We start from the raw sequence: 21,451 nt of genomic DNA, 5'->3' as shown, positions 1-21,451 counted from the left end.
GATTGCTATTTCCGGGCGGTGTCCGGCCCGCGCTCGCGAGTGATCCGGCCCAGCAGCAGCAGGGCCGCGGCCGGCGCCAGCGCGAACGCTGCAAACAGCCAGTGCGCCGCATGCTGCGCGCCGGCCACGCCGCCTGGGTCCGCCAGGCCCGCGCTGTTGGTGATGACGCCGGCAAGCGCCGCCGTCAATGCCGTCGCGTAAAGCTGCACCGTGGTGATGGATGAAGAGGTCAGGGTTTCTTCGCCGGCGGGCGCTGCCGTGAAAATGCGCGTCAGCAGGTGCGGCCAACTCAGGCCGATGCCGAACCCCACGCCGGCCAGCGCGAGCACGTAGACGGCCAAGCCCGCGTACGACTGCAATTGCGCGGGGCGCGGCGTCATATAGGCAAGTCCAGCCAGCGCGGCCAGGATCACCACCGGGCTCAGGCGCACCAGGAGGTTGGCCGCCGGGCCGCTGCGCGTGGCGCTCGGCATGGCGGCCAAGGTCCAGCCCGCTGCCATGGCTGCGGTCATGTAACCGGCGGCCAGGGGTGTCATTCCATGGATCACTTGCAGGAAGTAGGGCACGAAGATCTCGGTGGTGATGGCAGCCACCACCAGGCACATGACGGCGTACAGCGAGCCCAGCGGCGTGGCGATGGAGTAGGCGCCGGTGGGCAGCAACCGTTTTACGGCGCGCTTGTCCACCGCGGCGATCAGCGCGGCAATCGCCAGCCCCGCGGCGATGCCCGCCAGATTCCAGCGCAAGTCCTTTGACAGGCTGGCCAGTGTGATTGCCAGCACGCTGGCTACCAACAGGCACAAGGTGGTCAGGGGCAGCGGACTTGGCCGGGAAGGGGGAACTGTATCCTTGCCCCCGACCTTGAGCGCGACGATCGCGGCCAGGCCGGCGGCAACCGGCAGCAGGGCCCAGAATGCCAGCCGCCAGTGCCCGGTCTGGGCGAAGACGCCGCCGATGGCCGGGCCGCACAGCGTGGCGACGCCCCACATGCCCGACACCAGGGCCATGGCGCGCGACCAGAGCGGCGCGGCGAACACCAGGCGGATCAACGCATAGCTGAGCGCAAACAGGATGCCGCCGCCCAGGCCCTGGATACTGCGTCCGGCCAGCAGCACCGGCATACTTGGCGCCAGCGCGCACACCACGGATCCGACGGTGAACACCGCCACGGCAAGCAGGTAGGCCGCGCGGGGGCCCAGTGTTTCGATAAGCCTCGCGGACAGCGCCGATCCGACAATTGAGGTCACGACGAACAGCGTGGTGTTCCAGGCGTAGTACTCCAGCCCGCCGATGTCCTTGATGACGCTGGGCAGGATGGTCGTGACGATGTAGACGTTGATGGCGTGCAAGGCCACCCCGCCTGCCAGCGCGATGGAGCGCAAGGCATTAGTCCCATGCAGCAGATCTGCCCAGGACGCGCTTGATACATGGGTGGTGCCGGTGCTCATGCGGTCATCCGTCTTCGAGAGAATTATTTAAACAAGATTTACGTTGGATAATACGCATGCCGCGAGACAATCGCAAACGCAGCGCGGGGGCGGCTGCGCGGATCCCGTACAGGGGAATTCAGGGCCGGCGCAGGCCGCGCATCAGCAGATCCAGGGCCTGCAGGGCCTGATTCAGCCGGGGACCGTTTTCCGGCTCCTGCGCGATCCAGAAGGCGCTTTCGACCAGGCTGCCATTGATCAGTCGGGCGAGTGCCTGTGGCGCCGCTGTTTCGATGACGCCCTGGTCCATCATTGTCTGCAGCAGCGCGCTCAGGGACGCGATGCATTGCTGCTGCGAGCTGTCGGTTGCTGCGCCCAGCACGGCTCGCGCGTCCTGCAGCACGATGCGCCGGATCTCAGGCTCCGCGGCCATTTCCAGGTAGGCGCGGCAACGGCCGCGCAAGGCCGTCCATGCATCGGGCGCCTGCGCGGCAATGGTGGCCAGGCGCTGATCCATTTCGCCGTCGATCTGTTCGACCACCGCCGCGAGCAAGCCTTTCTTGTCCCCAAAATGGTGATACAGCGCGCCGCGGGTAAGTCCCGCAGCCGCCGTGAAATCATCCATGGACGTGGCCGCATAGCCTGCCTCGCGGAAGGCTCGCCGGGCGGTGGCCAGCAGTTTTGCACGGGTGGCTTCTATCATCTCGGCGCGGGAACGCGTCATGCTCCTCTCCAGAAACATACGGCACGTATGTAAATTGACATACGCATCGTATGTGAATACGATGCCGCTGTCCATTTCCTTCAAAGGTGTCCGGTGCCGAATCCGTATCGCGAGTTGTTCAAGGCGCCCGGCGCCCTGGGTTTTGTATTGGCCGGCGCCATCGCGCGCTTGCCCTTGCCCATGATCGGCATAGGCATCATTACCATGCTGTCCGAGGTGCGTGGCGCCTACGCGCTGGCGGGCGCGGTCGCCGCCACTTTCGCCTTGGCCACGGCCTTGCTGGCTCCCCGGATTTCCCGTCTGGTAGACCGCCACGGCCAGGGCCGGGTGCTGCCCGTCGCGGCGGGGCTCAGCATCGCGGGGTTGATCGGCCTTGCGGCTTGCGTGCAATGGAATTCGCCCGATTGGACCCTGTTCCTCTTTGCCGCGCTGGCGGGCGCCTTGCCCAGCATGCCCGCGATGATACGCGCGCGCTGGACCGAGATTTTCAGGGACCGCCCGCAGTTGCGCACCGCCTATGCGCTGGAGTCCGTCGCCGATGAGCTGAGCTTTATCGTCGGCCCGACATTGGCGGTCGGGCTGAGCGTTCTGTTCTTTCCGCAGGCCGGGCCGCTGGTTGCCGCGTTGCTGCTCGCCGTGGGCGTCACGGCTTTCGTCCTGCAGCGCGCCACCGCGCCGGCGGTGCGGTTCAGGCAGGAGGGGCGCCAGGAGTCGGTGCTGCGCATGCCGCCGATGCGCTTGCTCCTGGCGATGATGGCCGCAATGGGCGTCATCGTGGGTACCATCGACGTCCTGAGCGTCGCTTTCGCCCGCCAGCAAGGCGTGCCCGCCGGCGCCAGCCTGGTGCTATCCGCTTACGCCCTGGGCTCCTGCGTGGCGGGTTTGATATTCGGCGTCCTGAAATTCCAGATGCCGCTTGCCCGGCTGTTGGCGGTGGCGGCTGCGGTGACGGCATTTACGACGGTTCCGCTGCTGCTGGTGAACGACCTGCTCACGCTGGCGCTGGGAGTGTTGCTGGCCGGCCTGTCATTCGCGCCAACCATGATCATCGCGATGGCGCTGGTGGAGAGCAGCGTACCCGGCCATCGGCTGACCGAGGGCCTCACCTGGTTGGTAACGGGCCTGGGCGCAGGCGTGGCGGCGGGGGCCGCGCTGGCTGGCTGGGTGGTCGACCATCACGGTGTGGGGGCGGGATTCTGGACCGCGGTATGCGCGGGCGCTATCGTGCTGCTGGCGGCCTTGCCGGTCAGGCGCGCGTCTGTAGCGGTGCGCGCCGGCGCCTGATCCGGCGGGTCGATACAGGCCGGTCGATAGAATGGCAGCTTCGGCAGCCGTTCGCGCGCCACCAGGAGAAGCCCATGTCCAGAACCGTCGTCAATCCCGATACCGTGCCTAATACCGTTCAATACGGTTTCAGCCAGGCCGTCATCGTTACGGGACAGCGCCGCATGTTGCTGTCCGGCCAGGTCGGCGTCGATGTCCATGAACGCACGGTGGGGCCCGGGCTGCAGGAGCAGACCATCGCTGCGCTGGATAACGTCGAGCGTGTGCTTGCCGCAGCCGGGGGAACCCTGGCGCAAGTGATCATGTTGCGCATCTACATCTGCGAAACGGCAAGGGAAGACCAGGAGGTCATCGCGCAGGCGTTGCGCGACCGCTTCAAGAAGGATCCCCCGCCTTCGTCGTGGGTCATCGTCAGCGGTCTGTCTCTGCCGGAATGGCTGATCGAGATCGAGGCAGAGGCAATGCTTGATTGATGGCAGCTAGCCGCGCCACGGCGCCTGGGCAAAGGCGGCGCGCAGGTGAGCCAGGAAACCCGCCGTCCGCGCCGCAAGCTCCTGGCGCGACTTGACCAGGGCCACCACGTCCGCCGACGGCAGGTTCCAGCCAGGCAGAAGGGGAATCAGCGCGCGCGTCTGCAGATGCGCCGCTACGTCCCATTCCGACCGCACAATGATGCCGTGTCCGGCCAGGGCCCATTCCACGGCGGTCTCGCCCGCGTTGCTCGACAGCACCGGTGCGACGCGTACCCCCACGGCCGGGCCGCGCCCGTGCTTGAAGCGCCACAAGGTCACGTCTTCATCGTTTTCCCGCAGGGCAATGCAGTCGTGTGCGCGCAGGTCCTCGGGCTTGGCGGGCGCGCCGTGGCGCGCCAGGTAGGCGGGCGACGCGCACAGGATCCGGCGATTGGGCGCCAGCGGGTAGGCGACCAGCGTCGAATCGCGCAGTTCGCCGATATGGATCATGACGTCCCAGTCGTCGGAGGCGAGCCGCGGCGGTCCGTCGGACAGCGTCAGGCTGGCTGTGACGTCCGTGCTTTGCGCGCGGAATTCGGCGACGAGCCCGGCGATGTAGCGTTGCCCGAAGCCCAGGGGAGCGACCACGCGCAAATGGCCCGCGACCACGCCTCGCCGGCCTGCCAATTCGTCCGCCAGATCGCCCAGTTCGCTGCAAATCTGTTCCGCGCGCAGCGCCAGCAACCGGCCTTCGTCAGTCAAGGCGGTGCCGCGGCCCGAGCGGTTGACCAACCTGACGCCCAGGCGTTTTTCAAGCGTGTGCAGCCGTTGCGTGACGGCCGGCGGGGTCACGTCCAGGGCTCGCGCGGCTTCGGCCAGCGAACGGGTGGCGGCCAGACTCAGGAAAAATCGCAGGTCTTCAGTGGTAATCATGCAGGCACGGATTAATTGATGATTAAGTCCAGATTAAACACGCGGAACCGGCGCCGCGCCATACTTCAGCCATTCCAATTCGATCTTCCGAGACTGCCATGAGCCAGAGCGCCACGCCTTCCTCCCTCGATGACCTTGATACACCGTGCCTGCTGCTGGATGAAACGCGCATGATGCGCAACATCCAGCGCCTGAACGCGCTGATGACCGGGCACGGGGTGCAACTGCGCCCGCACCTGAAGACCCCCAAGTCCATCGACGTGGCGCGCCGGCTCATGTCCTCGCCGCAGGGTCCCGCTGCAGTGTCCACGCTGCAGGAGGCCGAGCAGTTCGCGGCCGCCGGTGTTACCGATCTGCTGTACGCCGTGGGCGTGTCGCCAGCCAAGCTGGAGCGTGTGCTGGCGTTGCGGCGGCGCGGCGTGGATCTCACCGTGGTGGTGGACAGCCTGGAGGCGGCGCGCGCCGTCGCCCGGCGGGCGCGCGAGGCGCAGGATGCCATCCCCGCTTTGATCGAAATCGACTGCGACGGCCATCGCGCCGGAGTGCAGCCCGGCAACACAGCGCAACTGCTCGCGATTGCGCGGGTCCTGCACGAGGAGGGGGCTTGCCTGCGAGGCGTCATGACGCACGCCGGCGAGTCATACGGCTGCGATAGCGTCGAAGCGATTGCCGACATGGCCGAACAGGAGCGCCGTGCGGCCGTTGTTTGCGCCGAAGCGATCCGCCAGGCGGGCATGCCTTGCCCCGTCGTAAGCGTGGGATCCACGCCTACGGCGCATTTCGCCCGCAATCTCGATGGCGTGACTGAAGTCCGCGCCGGCGTATACGTGTTCTTCGATCTGGTGATGGCGGGACTGGGCGTGTGCTCGGTGGACGATATCGCCGCAACCGTGCTGACCACCGTCATCGGCCATCAGCCCGACAAGGGCTGGATTCTGGTCGACGCCGGCTGGATGGCCATGTCGCGCGACCGGGGCACAGCCAGGCAGCGGGTGGACCAGTTGTACGGCTTGGTGTGCGATGCGAGCGGCAGGTTCTATCCCGACGTGCTGCTTGCCGAAACCAACCAGGAGCAAGGCATCATCAAGGTTCGACCCGGCAGCGGGGCGGTCTTGCCGGATCTGCCCTTGGGCACGAAGCTGCGCATCGTGCCCAACCACGCCTGCGCTACTTGCGCCCAGCACGACGCCTACCAGGTCGTGCGCCCGGATTCATCGGAAATCGTGGCGCAGTGGGAACGGTTTCGCGGTTGGTAGCCGCCTTTTTTCACGGAGGCACCCATGGAACTCATCCATACGCATCAGGCCACGCCGCCCGCCGGCCATTATGCGCAGGCCGTTCGCGCCAACGGCTTTATCTTCGTCTCGGGGCAGCTGGGTTTCCTGCCGCCGGCGGCGCCGGGCGAGCGGCCGTCGCTGGCCAGCGGCGCGGCCGCGCAGACGCGGGAGGCGCTGCGCAGCGTCAGCGCCATTCTTGAAGCGGCTGGCGCCTCTCTCGCTGCGGTCGCCAGTGTGACGGTGTACATCCCGGACGTGGCGCTCTGGGACGAAGTCAATCGCGTTTACGAGCAATGCTTGGGCGATCACCGGCCGGCGCGGGCTGTCGTGCCCACCCGCGAACTGCACTATGGGGCCCTGGTCGAGATCAGCGTGGTGGCGGTCGGCTAGGGCGGCTGGCGCCGCTTGTCCGGCAGGCTGCCGGGCGCGGATGTGTCCGCATGGACGCCTATAATGCCTGCGCCTCAATACCTACGTGGGAGACCGCCCGTGCAGTACGAATACCTGTTCTGGTCGATGGCCGCGATGGTGGCGGCGGCTCTGGTTGGCGGTTCGTTTTGCGGCCGCCTGGGCTCCGTCAAGCGCGTGCTGCTGGGTGTCGCCGCACTGGCGGCTGTCGTGAGCGTGGCGGTGTTCCTGTTGTCCCGCCACGGCGGCTTCAGCGATCTGTCGGCGATGCTGTCGATCGCCGCCTTCATGTTCAGCCTGGTGATCGGCGCGGCCGCGTCGCTGCTCACGCGGCGCATCCTGCTGCGCCGCTGAGCCCCGGGGCGCCGCGCGCCTTATTCTTCCGCGTCGTAGTCCTCGTCGTCCTCGTCTTCTTCATCCTGTTCCAGGGCGTCATAGCCCTTCCAGGTGATGCGCCAGCGCGTGGCGCCCGCGGTCGCCGCGGTTTCGCTGATCTGCTTGACCAGGCCCGCATCTTCCAGCAGGTCCAGGTGATGCGCGATCAGCTGCAGGCCTTGCTCTTCGGGGTGCGGGGCCAAGGCCACGTTCTTGATGTCGTGCGTGCTCAGGTTGGGGCCGGGGGCGTCGCGCAGGGCGCCGAGGATAGTGACGACCAGATCGAAATCGCGTTGCATGATGTCCACCATTCATTGGGGCTAAGGGATAGGGCGACGATAGCAGAGATCCATTGCGGCGACGCGACAGGGCGCGCCGCCGGGTTACAGTCCAGGGTTCTTGATAACCGATACATGCAGATCCCATGAAGAAACCCGCAGAGCGCGATTGCCTCGCGCTGATTCCCGGCTATTCGGGCCAGGCCGCCAAGCTCTTCCTCACGCGCAACGAAGACGGCAGCATCGAAGGCGTGACCGTGTTCGACCTGCTCGGCCACGTCAAGCTGCAAGGCGATGCCGATGCGGCCGCGGCGTGGGTGGGCGACTGGCTTGCCCAGGAGTCCGGCAATCGCAAGGCCCGTCGCACGCAACTGCTGGCGCAGCTGTTCGTCTGCAAGCTGGTTGCGGACGAAAAGGATGCCTTCCTGGCGGCCCAGAAACCCCTGGTGCGCGCGCTGGCCGACGCCGGCGTGCGCATCCGCCCCGTTGCGGCGACGTCGGGCGCTGCCCGGCAGTCGCTTGGTCCTACTGTCAAGAAGCATTAGCGTAAGGCTGTTATAGTCGCGCCTGGGCGTGCGAGTGCACCTGCAAGGTGCGTGCCCAGGCGGGCTCTGCCCGCAAATCAAGGAAGATGGATCATGGAAATAGTGAGTCGGCAGGTTGCCGACGTAGCGGGCGGCGTCGAGCTGCACACCACGCTGGATGGCGAGAGCATCAGCGTCTACGTCTTAGTGGGCGTGACGGACCTCAATGCGATCGCAGACATCGTGCCGCGTGAAAAAGTCGAAGCCGGGGCGGACATACACGCCTCAACTGTCGACAATGTTGATAATGCGCAAGAACAGATCGACCAAGTCCTGGAAAATATGAATCCCGGCGACGTGGCGGTTTTCCTTTGCTCGGGCCCCGATGCTTTTGGCGCGGCGCTCGATCTGCTGGGTTTACCTATCGACGAGTAAGCCTGGCGGCAAACCAAAGTGCTAGCCCGAACGGCGTATGAAGAAATCCTCGTACGCGGGCAGGCGGCATTTATATAAGCCTTGATTGTTTTTTTATGATGCGTGGGTGTAAACACCTATGCAGGACTCCTTATTGCCTATGAAAATGTGTGGATTCCGCGTGCAGTTTCTCTTTGTTGCATTATTGGCACGCATTTTTTAGGATTATGTTGACTTGTGAGGGGAACCTAACGATAGTGTCGGCACACGATCACAAGCGTTGCGATTTTCGTTCAGTGCCGTGCCTTTTCCGGCTCAGCGTTATTGTTCTACTGTCCCCTCCTTGATTGATTCGTGACCTCCGGGCATTTGCCCATTATCTCTAGGAAATACAGTATGGAAACCGGCGTCGTTAAGTGGTTCAACTCGGAAAAGGGCTATGGCTTCATCACTCCGGAAGCGGGTGGTAAGGATCTGTTCGCTCACTTCTCCGAAATTCAGGGCTCGGGCTTCAAGTCTCTGGAAGAGAACCAGCGCGTCAGCTTTGTGACGGCCAATGGCCCCAAGGGCCCGCAAGCCACGAAGATCCAGGTCCTGTAAGGGTCTGAGTTTTCGGTAGAAGCCCCTTCGCGGGGCTTTTTTGTTTTCTGCGGCAATGCATCCTGAACATGGAAAGTATCTGCCCATTTGTAATATCAGGGTAATCCCTAGGATTTAGTATCTCTCGACATCAAACTCGCACCGGATTCATTCTTCTGGTGTATGAGCCCTAAATCCGGCGCGCGTCTCTGTTATTGTCGGCCTTGCTTCGACTCCAGGATCCGCGCTCTCATGACTTCTCCTTCCACCACGCCGATTGTTCCGCAAGCCGCAGACGTGGTTGCATTCTGGCTCAACTCCGGCCCGCAACAATGGTTCAGCAAGAGCGCGGAATTCGATGCCGCCTTTCGTGACCGCTTTGAAGCGAGCCACATGGCCGCCGCGGCGCGCCAGCTGGACGCGTGGCTGGATGACGCCACCGGTGCCTTGGCGCTGGTGATCCTGCTGGACCAGTTCCCCCGCAACGCCTATCGCAACACCGCGCATATGTTCGCGACCGACCCGCTGGCTCAGTATTTCGCGGACCACGCCATTGCGGCGGGCCATGACTTGGCGGTGGATCCGCAATTGCGCCAGTTTTTCTACCTGCCTTTCGAACACGCCGAAAATCTTGCGGCGCAGAACCGTGGCGTGGCCTTGATGGAGCCGCTGGACGCCGAGTCGTTGCGTTGGGCGGTTCTGCATCGCGACATCATCAAGCGCTTCGGACGCTTTCCCCACCGCAATGCTGCGCTGGGCAGGCAAACCACGCAGGCGGAGCAAGAGTTTCTCGATTCCGGCGGCTTCGCCGGATAGCATTCCACCCTCGGCAAAGGCGCTGGGGCGAGGTCTGCGGCAGCAAGTATCCGCATGTGTCCACGCGTGCCAAGTTGAAAATTCCGCGCCTTTTTTTGGGTCCGAACCCTTGCCGGGCCTGGTTTTCCGCTGCTTCGGATGCCGTGCGGAACTTGTAGATGTTTGACGTTTTTCGGGGTTCGCCAATACACTGGGTTTAGCGAGATTTTCAAGCGACGCGGTCTGCGTTTCACTTGTCGCCGTCAGTGGTACTGCGGTTGCTTCCTCTCCCATCCTTGATGATCTGGCGCCCCGCGAGCAATCGCTTTTTCTAGGTTCAAGGACATTCCATGGCAACCGGCATCGTTAAGTGGTTCAACGCCGAAAAGGGTTATGGTTTCATCATGCCCGATGATGGCAGCAAGGATCTTTTCGCTCACTACTCGGAGATCCGCAGCGAAGGCTACAAGTCGCTGCAGGAAAACCAGCGCGTCACCTTTGATGTCGGCACCGGCCCCAAAGGTCCCAGCGCGAAGAACATCAAGGTCGCGGCCTGACCTGAGCAGGGCAGCGCGCCGGCAGGCCCGGTGTTCCGCCCAGAAAAAAGCCCCCGCACGCAATGTGCGGGGGCTTTTTTGCTGCTTACGCCGTATGCCGCGGGATGGCGGCGTGCAGGTCAGTGCTTGGCGTTGTGCGTCGGGGTGGCCAGCCTGTCCACCAGTGCAATTCCCAATGCCGACAGGATGAACAGGGCATGGATGATGGTCTGCCACATCACGCCGGCCTCTGAGAAGCGGGCGTTGGGCGTGCCCAGGGTGCCGGCTTCGATGAAGGTGCGCAGCAGGTGGATCGAAGAGATGCCAATGATGGCCATCGCCAGCTTCACCTTGAGCACGCTGGCGTTCACGTGGCTGAGCCATTCCGGCTGGTCGGGATGGTCTTGCAGGCGCAGGCGGGACACGAAGGTTTCGTAGCCGCCAACGATCACCATGACCAGAAGGTTCGAGATCATCACCACGTCGATCAGGCCCAGCACCAGCAGCATGATCTCCATCTCGCCGAAACTGGTGGCATGCGTCAGCAGATGCCATAGCTCCTTCAGGAACAGCATGACGTAGACGCCCTGCGCGACGATCAGGCCAAGGTACAGGGGCAGCTGCAGCCAGCGCGAGCTGAAGATGAGACTGGGCAGCAGGCCCAGGCGGGGAGGGGTATTCGGGATCATTTTGGGTGCGAGCCGTTTGGTGTATGCAGAAAAAGGCGGGCGCAATTCTATCAATGCGGCGCTGCCGTGTGGCTATCGATTTTTTATGAAGGATCCGGTTGTCCGGGGATGCCGGCTAGCATGATTGCGCCAACCCCGTTGGGGTTTTATGTAAGAAAAACTGGCATTTGCGAAACTGTGTGGCGAAACGCTTGGTGTGCATTGGTCGTATATAGAATTGCGGCCTCGTTCGCATAGAGCCCGTAAAGAGGAGTTTGTTCCCATGAAGATCCGCTACACCGTCGCCGCCCTGGGCGTTGCGCTTGCCCCTTTCTCGGCCTCCCAGGCCCTGGACATCGGCGGCCTGGTCGGCGCCGGCAGCAAGGTTGTTCAGGCTGCCACGCTGAGCGATGCCGAAATCAAGACCCTGTCGGACAAGGCCTGCGCGCAAAGCGATTCCCAGGAAAAGATCGCCGCTCCCGGCAGCAAGTACGACGCCCGCCTGCAGAAGATCGCCAAGCAGCTGGGCGGCACGGTCAACGGCCAGAAGGCCAGCTACAAGGTCTATGTCACCAAGGACGTCAACGCCTGGGCCATGGCCAACGGCTGCATCCGCGTCTACAGCGGCCTGATGGACATGATGACCGACGACGAGGTCCTGGGCGTGGTGGGTCACGAAATCGGCCACGTCGCGCTGGGCCATAGCAAGAAGGCGATGCAGACCGCCTACACCGTGTCCGCCGCGCGCGATGCCGCCAATGCCGCGGGTGGCGCCACGGTGGCCGCGCTGAGCTCGTCGCAACTGGGCGACCTGACCGAGAAGTTCATCAACGCGCAGTTCTCGCAATCGCAGGAAAGCGCCGCCGACGACTACTCCTTCGACCAGCTCCAGGCCAAGGGCCTGAATACCCGCGGCCTGGTGACCGCGTTCCAGAAGCTGGCTGAGCTGGACGGCGGCAAGAGCGATATGATGAGCTCCCACCCGTCCTCGGCCAAGCGCGCGCAGCACATCGAAGAGCGCATCGCCAAGGCCAAGTAAGCCATCCATACAGGCGTATATCCTCCCGTCCCGGGTGGAAAACGGGGCGCGAGTATCCGGACTTATCCGGGTGCTCGCGCCCCTTTGCGTCAGGGGACCGGAACTTTCCGGTAAAATGCCCCGTTTATCCGCCCGTCATCTCTTTATCTCTCGGAAAATAGGTCTTTTAATGCAGCCTGTGGTTGAAACCCTCTCCGGCCTGGAGCGCCGTGTTGATCTGGCCGTCTCGGTGGCCGACGTCGAAAAGGAAGTCCAGGCGCAATTGAAGCGCGTGGCCCGGACCGCCAAGGTCCCCGGCTTCCGTCCGGGCAAGGCGCCGCTCGCCATGCTCGAGCGCAGCCATGGTCCCAGCATCCGCTACGACGTGATCAATAGCCAAGTTGGCCGTGCCTTTGAACAAGCTGTCGATGGCGCCAAGCTGCGCGTCGCCGGCGCCCCGAACCTCGAGCCCAAGACCGAAGGCGTTGCCGACGACACGCTGGCGTTTACCGCCACGTTCGAGGTCTACCCCGAAGTCGCCGTGCCGGATCTGTCGGCCCTGGCCGTCACCCGCTACGAAACCGCCGTCACCGACGCCGAAGTGCAGCAAACCCTGGACGTTCTGCGCAAGCAGCGCGCCACGTTCGAAGCCCGTGAAGGCCGCGCGTCGCAAGACGGCGACCGCGTCACGCTGGACTTCGCCGGCACCATCGACGGCGTGCCGTTCGAAGGCGGCAAGGCCGAAGCGTTCCCGTTCGTGCTGGGCCAAGGCCGCATGCTCCCGGAATTCGAAGAAGCCGCCCGCGGTCTGAAGGCTGGCGAAAGCAAGGTCTTCCCGCTCAAGTTCCCTGATGACTACCAAGGCAAGGAAGTCGCTGGCAAGACCGCCGAATTCACCATCACCGTCAAGGAAGTGGCTGAAGGCGTGCTGCCCGAACTGAACGCCGAATTCGCCAAGTCCCTCGGCCAGGCCGAAGGCGACGTCGAAAAGCTGAAGGCCGACATCCGCAGCAACATCGAGCGCGAAGTGAAGGTTCGTTCGGCTGGCCGCACCAAGTCCAGCGTCATGGACGCCCTGGTCGAAGCCGGCAAGTTCGATGTGCCGAAGGCCCTGGTCGACAACGACGTGCAAGGCCGTGTCGCCGCTGCTCGCGAAGAACTCAAGCAGCGTGGCATCCCGAACGCCGAATCCGTGCCGATCCCGGCCGAAGCCTTCGCCACGGAATCCGAGCGCCGCGTGCGCCTGGGCCTGCTGGTGTCGGAACTGGTCAAGCAAGCTCAGCTGCAAGCCAAGCCCGAGCAAGTTCGCGCGCGCATCGAAGAGTTCGCCGAGAACTACGAACAACCCGCCCAGGTTGTCAGCTATTACCTGGCCGACCGCCAGCGTCGTGCTGAAATCGAGGCTATCGTGCTTGAAGACAATGTCGTCGCGCACGTGCTGGAAAAGGCCAAGGTCACCGAAGAGAAGGTGCCTTTCGATCAGTTGATGGGGATGGCGTAACACTATGCAGAGATTCACCGATTTCTATGCGGCAATGAATGGCGGGTCTTCGGTGACCCCCACCGGCCTGGGCTACATTCCCATGGTGATCGAGCAGTCGGGGCGCGGCGAACGCGCTTACGACATCTATTCGCGTCTGCTCCGCGAGCGGCTCATTTTCCTGGTGGGTCCGGTCAATGACGCAACGGCCAACCTGGTCGTGGCGCAGTTGCTGTTCCTGGAATCGGAGAATCCTGACAAGGACATTTCCCTGTACATCAACTCGCCTGGCGGGTCGGTGTACGCGGGCATGGCCATTTATGACACCATGCAATTCGTCAAGCCGGACGTGTCCACCCTTTGCACCGGCCTGGCGGCCAGCATGGGCGCGTTCCTGCTGGCGGCAGGCAAGAAGGGCAAGCGTTTCACGCTGCCCAACTCGCGCATCATGATCCACCAGCCCTCGGGCGGCGCCCAAGGGCAGGCCTCGGATATCCAGATCCAGGCTCGCGAGATCCTGGACCTGCGCGAACGCCTGAACCGCATCCTGGCCGACAACACCGGCCAGACAATGGAGCGCATCGGGATAGACACGGAACGTGACAACTTCATGTCTGCCGAAGATGCGGTATCGTATGGACTGGTGGACAAGGTTATGACCTCCCGCTCGGAAGGCTGACTTCCAGGTTGACCCGAACCCGCTGCCACCACGTTTGAGTAAGCGCATGCGCTAGGCCTTTAACCGGCTTGGCGCATCTTTACCTGAGATACGAAACAAATATGCCTGAAAAAAAGGGATCGGCAGACGCAAAAGTGCTGCATTGCTCGTTTTGCAATAAAAGCCAGCATGAAGTCCGCAAGCTGATCGCGGGTCCGTCGGTATTCATCTGCGATGAATGCATAGATCTGTGCAACGACATCATCCGCGAGGAGGCGCAAGCCACGGCCCGCGCGGCGATTCGTTCCGAACTGCCCACTCCGGCTGAAATCAAGACTTTCCTGGACCAGTACGTCATTGGGCAGAACTCGCCCAAGCGCATGCTGGCCGTGGCCGTCTACAACCATTACAAGCGCATCCGCCACGGCGAGATCAAGGGCGACGAAGTCGAACTGTCCAAGAGCAACATCATGCTGATCGGCCCCACGGGGTCGGGCAAGACGCTCCTGGCCCAGACGCTGGCACGCATGCTGAACGTGCCCTTTGTCATGGCCGATGCGACCACGCTGACCGAAGCCGGTTACGTGGGTGAAGACGTCGAAAACATCATTCAGAAGTTGCTGCAGAACTGCAACTACGAAGTGGAAAAGGCGCAGCGCGCCATTATCTACATCGATGAAATCGACAAGATCTCCCGCAAGTCCGACAACCCGTCCATCACCCGCGACGTGTCGGGCGAGGGCGTGCAGCAGGCCTTGCTGAAGTTGATCGAAGGCACGGTCGCTTCGGTGCCCCCGCAGGGCGGCCGCAAGCACCCCAACCAGGACTTCGTCCAGGTCGACACGACCAACATCCTGTTCATCGTGGGCGGCGCTTTCGATGGTTTGGAGAAGGTCATCCGCGACCGTACCGAGAAATCGGGCATCGGCTTTTCGGCCTCGGTGCGCGCCAAATCAGAACGCGGCGTGGGCGAGCTGTTCTCCGAGGTCGAACCCGAAGACCTGATCAAGTTCGGCCTGATTCCCGAACTGGTCGGCCGTCTGCCGGTGGTCGCCACCCTGGATGAGCTGGACGAAGCGGCCCTGGTGCAGATCCTGACCGAGCCCAAGAACGCCTTGCTCAAGCAGTTCCAGAAGCTGTTTGCCATGGAAGGCGCCGAGCTTGACGTCCGGCCTGCCGCCCTGAAGGCGATCGCCCGCAAGGCGCTCCGCCGCAAGACCGGCGCGCGCGGCTTGCGTTCCATCATCGAGGCGGCCCTGCTCGACACCATGTATGACCTGCCTTCCCAGGGCAACGTCAAACGTGTGGTGCTGGATGAAGGCGCCATCGAAGGCGAGGGTAAGCCATTGCTCATCTACGCCGACGAGGACGCGGCTTCAGACAAGCCGGAACGCGGTGAAGTCCGCGACGCAGCAGCCTGATATTTCAAAAAAGCCCGTTCCTGTAACGGGTTTTTTTGCCTAAGGCGCATTCCCGGGTACAAACACGCTTTTCCTGCAGGCGCGACGCTTGCATACTGAGGGTGCTGCCCGCGGTTTTTTTCAGCCTTTGGGTTATCCAGGCGCCGAGATCTTGAATTTTCGGCTATTGTTCCCATAACAGACGTAACTGACGCGGATTGACCGGGTATACCCGGACTTCCCGTCCCCAATACGCCGAGTCATACCGAGGAACCTCCTATGTCTGCCAGCCAGACCCTGCCTTCCGACCCGATCGACCTGCCCCTGCTCCCACTGCGCGACGTAGTGGTGTTCCCGCACATGGTCATCCCGCTGTTCGTCGGCCGTCCGCGCTCTATCCGCGCGCTCGAGGTTGCGATGGAAGCGGGCAAGAGCATCATGCTGGTGGCCCAGAAATCCGCCGGCAAGGATGATCCCACCCCCGAAGACGTCTACGAGATCGGCTGCGTTGCCGGCATCCTGCAGATGCTCAAGCTGCCCGACGGCACCGTCAAGGTGCTGGTCGAAGGCACCCAGCGCGCCCGCATCAACAGCATCGAAGACGCCGATTCGCACTTCACCTGCCAGGTGACGCCTATCGAACCGGACGCCATGCAAGGCTCCGAGACCGAAGCCCTGCGCCGCGCCATCGTGGCCCAGTTCGAGCAATACGTAAAACTGAACAAGAAGATCCCCCCGGAGATCCTGACCTCGCTGGCTGGCATCGATGATGCCGGGCGCCTGGCCGACACGATCGCCGCGCATCTTCCTCTCAAGCTCGAGCAGAAGCAAAAAATGCTCGAGATCGTTGGCACCTCCGAACGCCTCGAAGGTCTGCTCACGCAACTCGAAACCGAAATCGACATCCTCCAGGTCGAGAAGCGGATTCGCGGCCGCGTGAAGAAGCAGATGGAAAAGAGCCAGCGCGACTACTACCTGAATGAGCAGGTCAAGGCCATTCAGAAGGAGTTGGGCGAAGGCGAAGAGGGCGCGGACATCGAAGAGCTCGAAAAGAAGATCATCGCTGCCCACATGCCCAAAGAGGCGCGCAAGAAGGCCGATGCAGAGCTCAAGAAGCTCAAGCTCATGTCGCCCATGTCGGCCGAAGCCACCGTGGTGCGCAACTACATCGATACGCTCATCAACCTCCCCTGGAGGAAGAAGAGCAAGATCAACAATTCCATCAGCAACGCGGAAACGGTGCTGGACAACGATCACTACGGCCTGGAAAAGGTCAAGGAACGGATCCTGGAATATCTTGCCGTGCAACAGCGCGTGGACAAGGTGAAGGCGCCGATCCTGTGCCTGGTCGGCCCTCCTGGCGTGGGCAAGACCTCGCTCGGCCAATCCATTGCCAAGGCGACGAACCGCAAGTTCGTGCGCATGGCGTTGGGCGGCGTGCGCGACGAAGCCGAGATCCGTGGCCATCGCCGTACGTATATCGGTTCGATGCCGGGCAAGATCGTCCAGAACATGTCGAAGGTCGGCGTGCGCAATCCCCTGTTCCTGCTCGATGAGATCGACAAGCTGGGCATGGATTTCCGTGGCGATCCCTCGTCGGCGCTGCTCGAGGTGCTGGATCCGGAACAGAACCACACGTTCCAGGACCACTACATCGAAGTCGACTTCGACCTGTCCGATGTCATGTTCGTTGCCACCAGCAACACGCTGAACATTCCTCCGGCGCTGCTCGATCGCATGGAAGTGATCCGCCTGTCCGGCTACACCGAGGAAGAAAAGATCCACATCGCCCGCGACCATCTGCTGCCCAAGCTGATGAAGAACAACGGCGTGAAGGACAGCGAGCTTACGGTCGACGACAGCGCGCTGCGCGACATCGTGCGCTACTACACCCGCGAAGCCGGTGTGCGTGCGCTCGAGCGCGAAGTGGGCAAGATCTGCCGCAAGGTCATCAAGCAATTGCTGACCCAGAACGATCGCGCCAAGGCTGAAGGCAAGGCCGTCGAGGTCAAGCCGGTCAACGTGACGGGCGACAACCTGAGCGATTATCTGGGCGTGCGCCGTTATGCCTTCGGCATGGCCGAAAAGGAAAACCAGATCGGTCAAGTGACCGGTCTGGCCTGGACGGAAGTCGGCGGCGATCTGTTGACGATCGAAGTGGCGGACATGCCGGGCAAGGGCGTTATCCAACGCACCGGTTCGCTGGGCGACGTGATGAAGGAGTCGGTCGAGGCCGCTCGTACGGTGGTGCGTTCCCGCGCCCGCCGCCTGGGCTTTGCCGACAGCGTCTTCGAGAAGCACGACATGCACGTGCACGTGCCGGAAGGCGCGACGCCCAAGGACGGTCCGTCCGCGGGTATCGCGATCACCACGGCCATGGTGTCGGCGTTGTCACGCATCCCGGTGCGCGCCGATGTCGCCATGACCGGCGAGATCACGCTGCGTGGCGAAGTCCTGCCTATCGGTGGCCTGAAGGAAAAGCTGCTCGCGGCCCATCGTGGCGGTATCAAGACGGTCTTGATTCCGGAAGAAAACGTCAAGGATTTGGCGGAGATCCCGGACAACGTCAAGAATCACCTTGAGATCGTGCCGGTACGCTGGATCGATAAGGTGTTGGAACTGGCCCTGGAGCGCCTGCCGGAGCCGCTGGCCGAGGAAGAAGCGGTCAAGGAACCCCTGGTGGCCAAGCCCGCTGAACCCGGCTCGACCGACCCGGTGCTCAAGCACTGACACGCCCCAGGACGCCCGCCCTTAAGGGCGGGCGTTTCTCCGGTTCAGGTCTCGAACAAAAAACCCGCCAATTGCTTTGGCGGTTTTTTTTTGCGGCGCGTATTGTTGGCCGCGGAAATGCGCGCGCGTTTTTAGTGGAGCGCGTGCGTGCGAATAAGACCCACGGCGATGCCTTCTAGCGCGAAATCCTGGCCAGCTTCCACGACGATGGGCTCGAAGTCGGGGTTTTCCGGCAAGAGTTCGATATGGCCGTTCTGCCGTTGCAGCCGCTTGACCGTGACGTCGTCACCCAGGCGGGCCACCACAATCTGGCCGTTGCGGGCTTCCGAGGCTTTCTTCACGGCGAGCAGGTCGCCTTCCAGGATGCCGGCATCGCGCATGCTCATGCCGCGCACCTTGAGCAGGTAGTCGGGCGCCTGGGCGAACAGATTGGGGTCGACGCCGACCTCGCGTTCGACGTGTTCGGCAGCGAGAATGGGGCTGCCTGCAGCCACGCGGCCGACCAGCGGCAGCAGCAGCTGAGCCAGCCCGGGCATGGGCAGCGAGCTTTGTGTGGGGGCAGGGGAGTTGTCCTTCAGGCGGATGCCGCGGGAGGCGCCGGCCGTCAGTTCAATGGCGCCCTTGCGGGCCAATGCCTTGAGGTGATCTTCGGCCGCATTGGGAGAACGGAAACCCAGGGCCAGGGCGATCTCGGCGCGGGTTGGCGGAAAGCCGGTGCGCGCGACCGTCTGCCTGATGAGATCCAGGATTTGTTGTTGGCGATCGGTAAGTTTGCTGGCCATGGCGATGATCCGGTGCTAGCGGACTGTACATATATACAGCGCCATTCTGGGGGACGCAGCGCAAAAAAGCAAGCCCGGCCCGGCCGTTTCAAACTCCGGCAGGCCGGCCGGCTGGACCGACGCGTTGCATTGCGCGCGGCCTGCTTGTCGTTCGCGCGCGGCCGCGGGAAAGTTGCCTTTCCGCACCCCGCCGCGCGGGGCGGCCGCTACGGCGTGTGGTTATTCCGGCTTGATGCCGGCCGCCTCGATGACGCCGCGCCATTTCCCGGTCTCGGATTCGATATACCCCTGCAGTTCCTCCGGCCGGGTGGCTTTGATCGTGATGGCCTTGTCTTCCAGCTTGCGGACGATGTCGGGTTTGGCCAGCACCTTCAGCAAGGCGGAACTCAACACCGACAGTCGGTCGGCCGGAATGCCGGCCGGGCCCATGACGCTGACCCAGGCGTCCACGCTCATGTTCTTCACGCCCAATTCCTCGGCGGTGGGCACTTGGGGTAGTTCCTTGATGCGCGTCGTGCTGGTGATGGCCAGCGCCCGCACTTTGCCCGACTGCACCAGGCTCAGGGCCGCGGGCAGGTTGTCGAATCCGAGGTCGACGTGCCCACCCATGAGGGCGGTCAATGCCGGGCCGCTGCCTGAGAAAGGAATGTGCTGCATCTTCGCGTCCGTCAGGATCTTGAAGTATTCCCCGGTCATATGGGGCGATGTACCGGCTCCGGGGCTGGCGTAGGAGAGTGGCCGCAGCTTTGCATCGGCGACCAGCGTGCGCAGGTCTTGGTACTTCGAATCGGCTTTGACCAGCACCAGATTGGTGTAGAAGCCAACCTCACCGATCATGGTGAAATCCTTGATGGGATCGAAATTCAGCTCCTTGCGCAGCAGCGGATTGATCACGTTGGTGGCTACGGTACCCAGGAAAATCGTGTAGCCGTCGGGTTTGGCGTGCGCGACCGACGAGGCGCCGATCGTGCCGCCCGCTCCCGCCTTGTTTTCGACGACCACGCTTTGTCCCAATTCGCGCGACAGCCCTTCGGCCAGCACCCGCGCGACGATATCGGTGGAGCCTCCCGGCGGAAACCCGACCACGAAGCGTATAGGCTGGTCCGGAAACGCCGCGGCGGAGCCGCACAGCGCAGAGGCCAACACGCAGGTCGTGGCGGCAATCCAGGTCTTGAATGTCATGATCGATGTTCCTCCTGCCGGTTCGCGTCGCGCAAGTCGTCAATAATTCGTCGCTTGTCGATTTTGCCCAGCGTGTTTTTTGGAAAAGACTGCACGATGTGGATGATTTTGGGCGTCCGTACGGATCCCAGTTGCTGTTTGCCGTAGTCGATCAGCGCCTCAACGCTGATCGAGCCGGGCCGAACCGGTACGACTGCCATTTCGACCCGCTCCCCCCAGTAGTCGTCGGCGACGCCGAACACCACGCTTTCTGCAACGCCTGGGTGTTGCGCATAGGCGTTCTCGACGTCAGAGGGATACACATTGAAGCCGCCGCTGATGATGATGTCTTTGGAGCGGCCCTTGATGAACAGGAAGCCGCGTTCGTCGAGGTAGCCGAGGTCTCCGGTGTGGAACCAGCCATCTTTCAGGACGGCCGCGGTCTGTTCGGGCATGTTCAGGTAACCCGACATCAGCAAGTCGCCGCTGGCGATGATTTCGCCCAAGGTGTGCGGGTTGGCCGTAGGGCGGCCGTCGGCGCCTACGACGGCCACCCGCGTCAGGGGTCCGATGCGGCCCGCGCTGCCGTGATTCTCGGCTTGGGAGCCAGTGACGCCGTCCATGCCCGCGATGATGACGGGTGCCTCCGTCAGGCCGTAGGTAACGCCGAGTACGGGGCCAAACGCTGCGATTGCCCGCGACAGCAGCGAGGTGGGGCAGGGCGCGCCGCCATACAGAAGGTTGCGCAGCGCCGCCAGAGGGCGTGGCGCGGCGCCCTGTGCTTGCACCAGCCGCTGGAGCAGGGTGGGAGGCACCCAAGTGGAGGTCACCTCATGCGCGTCCATCCAGGCATACAGTTGCTCTGCGGTGGCCTTGCCAGCTATCACCAGGCAGCCCCCTGCATGCAGTACCGGCAGTACGAACGTGCCCGCGCCATGCGTCATCGGCGGCGCCAGCAGAAAGCGTTCTTCGCTGTCGAAGCCATACACCATGGCCAACGACGCTACCATGGCGTTGATGCAGCGCAGCGACTGCAATACGGCCTTGGGTGCGCCGGATGATCCTCCCGTGAATTTGATGGCGGCGGTATCGCCCAGATCCGGGTTGGGGCGCGATGGTGACTGGCCTGCGTATTCACGCAATAGCGCGTCGATATGGAGGTCATGGCCTTCGTCGTGACAGATGCGCAGGCCACGGTATGAAACCAGCAGCTCCTCGTATGCCGCGTCGTGCAGCACGATGTCGGGCGCGGCCGTAGCCAGCTGACGGGCGATGTCCTGCTCGACTACGGTTGGCGTCAGCGGCACCAGCACGCCGGCACAGGCGTAGGTGGCCAGTATGCCGAGCAACATTGCGTGCGAATTGCCGGCCAGTGTGGCGACCACCGGGCGAGGTTTGCCCGACAGGCATTGCAGCGCCGCCGCCAGCGCCAGTGTCTGGCCGCGCAGCTCCTCGTAGGTATGGGTGTGGCCGGTAGCGGCATCAAGGGTAGCCGTGCGATCCGGGTGCCGCATGGCTGCACGCAGGAAAAAATCAATGGGCTGCATG

Annotated in this window: 23 protein-coding genes; 15 read left to right on the top strand and 8 right to left on the bottom strand. The window is 63.2% G+C overall.

Annotated features, from left to right (window positions below; all coding sequences use genetic code 11):
- Positions 1 to 5: 5 nt before the first annotated feature.
- Both VCS63_RS16820 and VCS63_RS16815 read right to left on the bottom strand, forming a co-directional pair.
- Positions 6 to 1,448, bottom strand: a complete 1,443-nt coding sequence (locus VCS63_RS16820) for an MFS transporter (RefSeq protein ID WP_082884727.1) — start codon at positions 1,446 to 1,448, stop codon at positions 6 to 8.
- Between the two features lie 118 nt (positions 1,449 to 1,566).
- Positions 1,567 to 2,151 (bottom strand): TetR/AcrR family transcriptional regulator, encoded by a 585-nt coding sequence (locus VCS63_RS16815; RefSeq protein ID WP_042794099.1) that lies wholly within the window; start codon positions 2,149 to 2,151, stop codon positions 1,567 to 1,569.
- A 93-nt stretch (positions 2,152 to 2,244) separates the two neighbouring features.
- Here VCS63_RS16815 and VCS63_RS16810 point away from each other — a divergent pair, with 93 nt between their 5' ends.
- Together VCS63_RS16810 and VCS63_RS16805 are read left to right on the top strand one after the other, a co-directional pair.
- Positions 2,245 to 3,435 carry an MFS transporter gene (locus VCS63_RS16810; protein ID WP_323880458.1) on the top strand — a complete coding sequence of 397 codons (1,191 nt, stop codon included), beginning with the start codon at positions 2,245 to 2,247 and terminating at the stop codon, positions 3,433 to 3,435.
- A gap of 74 nt (positions 3,436 to 3,509) precedes the next feature.
- Positions 3,510 to 3,908, top strand: coding sequence for a RidA family protein (locus VCS63_RS16805; protein ID WP_042794098.1), 399 nt, complete (start codon positions 3,510 to 3,512; stop codon positions 3,906 to 3,908).
- A gap of 6 nt (positions 3,909 to 3,914) precedes the next feature.
- Here VCS63_RS16805 and VCS63_RS16800 read toward each other — a convergent pair whose 3' ends face one another.
- On the bottom strand, positions 3,915 to 4,820 hold the full coding sequence (locus VCS63_RS16800; protein ID WP_042794097.1) for a LysR family transcriptional regulator: 906 nt from the start codon (positions 4,818 to 4,820) through the stop codon (positions 3,915 to 3,917).
- 98 nt (positions 4,821 to 4,918) lie between these two features.
- On the opposite strand from VCS63_RS16800, the gene VCS63_RS16795 reads away from it, so the two are divergent.
- The 3 genes from VCS63_RS16795 to VCS63_RS16785 all read left to right on the top strand — a co-directional run bounded on the left by VCS63_RS16795 (position 4,919) and on the right by VCS63_RS16785 (position 6,859).
- A complete protein-coding gene (locus VCS63_RS16795; protein WP_323880456.1) occupies positions 4,919 to 6,076 on the top strand; it encodes a DSD1 family PLP-dependent enzyme in 1,158 nt (385 codons plus the stop codon).
- Between the two features lie 24 nt (positions 6,077 to 6,100).
- Positions 6,101 to 6,487: a RidA family protein gene (locus VCS63_RS16790; protein ID WP_063642418.1), complete on the top strand. Its 387-nt coding sequence runs from the start codon at positions 6,101 to 6,103 to the stop codon at positions 6,485 to 6,487.
- 99 nt (positions 6,488 to 6,586) lie between these two features.
- The gene (locus tag VCS63_RS16785; protein WP_323880454.1) at positions 6,587 to 6,859 is read left to right on the top strand and encodes a hypothetical protein; all 273 of its coding nucleotides are present in this window, start codon (positions 6,587 to 6,589) and stop codon (positions 6,857 to 6,859) included.
- A gap of 20 nt (positions 6,860 to 6,879) precedes the next feature.
- Here the strand turns inward: VCS63_RS16785 and VCS63_RS16780 are convergent, their stop codons facing one another.
- Entirely contained in the window at positions 6,880 to 7,179 is a 300-nt protein-coding gene (locus VCS63_RS16780) for a DUF2513 domain-containing protein (RefSeq protein ID WP_042797148.1), read from the bottom strand.
- 125 nt (positions 7,180 to 7,304) lie between these two features.
- On the opposite strand from VCS63_RS16780, the gene VCS63_RS16775 reads away from it, so the two are divergent.
- The 5 genes from VCS63_RS16775 to VCS63_RS16755 all read left to right on the top strand — a co-directional run bounded on the left by VCS63_RS16775 (position 7,305) and on the right by VCS63_RS16755 (position 10,027).
- The gene (locus VCS63_RS16775; protein ID WP_323880452.1) at positions 7,305 to 7,703 is read left to right on the top strand and encodes a hypothetical protein; all 399 of its coding nucleotides are present in this window, start codon (positions 7,305 to 7,307) and stop codon (positions 7,701 to 7,703) included.
- Positions 7,704 to 7,796: 93 nt separating this feature from the next.
- Positions 7,797 to 8,117, top strand: a complete 321-nt coding sequence (locus tag VCS63_RS16770; protein ID WP_042794092.1) for a hypothetical protein — start codon at positions 7,797 to 7,799, stop codon at positions 8,115 to 8,117.
- A gap of 375 nt (positions 8,118 to 8,492) precedes the next feature.
- Positions 8,493 to 8,696: a cold-shock protein gene (locus VCS63_RS16765; RefSeq protein WP_006220190.1), complete on the top strand. Its 204-nt coding sequence runs from the start codon at positions 8,493 to 8,495 to the stop codon at positions 8,694 to 8,696.
- A 231-nt stretch (positions 8,697 to 8,927) separates the two neighbouring features.
- Positions 8,928 to 9,491 carry a DUF924 family protein gene (locus tag VCS63_RS16760; RefSeq protein ID WP_323880448.1) on the top strand — a complete coding sequence of 188 codons (564 nt, stop codon included), beginning with the start codon at positions 8,928 to 8,930 and terminating at the stop codon, positions 9,489 to 9,491.
- A 329-nt stretch (positions 9,492 to 9,820) separates the two neighbouring features.
- Entirely contained in the window at positions 9,821 to 10,027 is a 207-nt protein-coding gene (locus VCS63_RS16755) for a cold-shock protein (protein WP_042794090.1), read from the top strand.
- 119 nt (positions 10,028 to 10,146) lie between these two features.
- On the opposite strand, the gene VCS63_RS16750 is transcribed toward VCS63_RS16755, so the two are convergent.
- Positions 10,147 to 10,695, bottom strand: a complete 549-nt coding sequence (locus tag VCS63_RS16750; RefSeq protein WP_042797147.1) for a TIGR00645 family protein — start codon at positions 10,693 to 10,695, stop codon at positions 10,147 to 10,149.
- A 262-nt stretch (positions 10,696 to 10,957) separates the two neighbouring features.
- On the opposite strand from VCS63_RS16750, the gene VCS63_RS16745 reads away from it, so the two are divergent.
- The 5 genes from VCS63_RS16745 to lon all read left to right on the top strand — a co-directional run bounded on the left by VCS63_RS16745 (position 10,958) and on the right by lon (position 17,960).
- Positions 10,958 to 11,713: a M48 family metalloprotease gene (locus tag VCS63_RS16745; RefSeq protein ID WP_042794089.1), complete on the top strand. Its 756-nt coding sequence runs from the start codon at positions 10,958 to 10,960 to the stop codon at positions 11,711 to 11,713.
- A gap of 169 nt (positions 11,714 to 11,882) precedes the next feature.
- A complete protein-coding gene (gene tig / locus VCS63_RS16740; protein ID WP_042794088.1) occupies positions 11,883 to 13,193 on the top strand; it encodes a trigger factor in 1,311 nt (436 codons plus the stop codon).
- 4 nt (positions 13,194 to 13,197) lie between these two features.
- A complete protein-coding gene (gene clpP, locus VCS63_RS16735; protein WP_042794086.1) occupies positions 13,198 to 13,851 on the top strand; it encodes an ATP-dependent Clp endopeptidase proteolytic subunit ClpP in 654 nt (217 codons plus the stop codon).
- Between the two features lie 101 nt (positions 13,852 to 13,952).
- A complete protein-coding gene (gene clpX, locus VCS63_RS16730; RefSeq protein ID WP_042794085.1) occupies positions 13,953 to 15,251 on the top strand; it encodes an ATP-dependent Clp protease ATP-binding subunit ClpX in 1,299 nt (432 codons plus the stop codon).
- Positions 15,252 to 15,509: 258 nt separating this feature from the next.
- Positions 15,510 to 17,960, top strand: coding sequence for an endopeptidase La (lon, locus tag VCS63_RS16725; protein WP_042794084.1), 2,451 nt, complete (start codon positions 15,510 to 15,512; stop codon positions 17,958 to 17,960).
- Positions 17,961 to 18,091: 131 nt separating this feature from the next.
- Here the strand turns inward: lon and lexA are convergent, their stop codons facing one another.
- The 3 genes from lexA to VCS63_RS16710 form a co-directional block, all read right to left on the bottom strand.
- A complete protein-coding gene (gene lexA, locus VCS63_RS16720) occupies positions 18,092 to 18,742 on the bottom strand; it encodes a transcriptional repressor LexA (RefSeq protein WP_042794083.1) in 651 nt (216 codons plus the stop codon).
- A gap of 219 nt (positions 18,743 to 18,961) precedes the next feature.
- On the bottom strand, positions 18,962 to 19,924 hold the full coding sequence (locus tag VCS63_RS16715) for a Bug family tripartite tricarboxylate transporter substrate binding protein (protein WP_112965811.1): 963 nt from the start codon (positions 19,922 to 19,924) through the stop codon (positions 18,962 to 18,964).
- Complete coding sequence (locus VCS63_RS16710; protein WP_323880444.1) at positions 19,921 to 21,450, bottom strand: class I adenylate-forming enzyme family protein; 1,530 nt, start codon at positions 21,448 to 21,450, stop codon at positions 19,921 to 19,923. The genes VCS63_RS16715 and VCS63_RS16710 overlap by 4 nt, the downstream gene beginning before the upstream one ends.
- Between the last annotated feature and the right edge of the window lies 1 nt (position 21,451).

The organism is Achromobacter sp. D10 (assembly GCF_035282245.1).
In the GTDB taxonomy this organism is placed as follows: Bacteria; Pseudomonadota; Gammaproteobacteria; order Burkholderiales; family Burkholderiaceae_B; genus Achromobacter; species Achromobacter insolitus.
The sequence above is the reverse complement of the archived record's forward strand: the minus strand, read 5'-3'. Positions and strand labels throughout refer to the sequence as shown.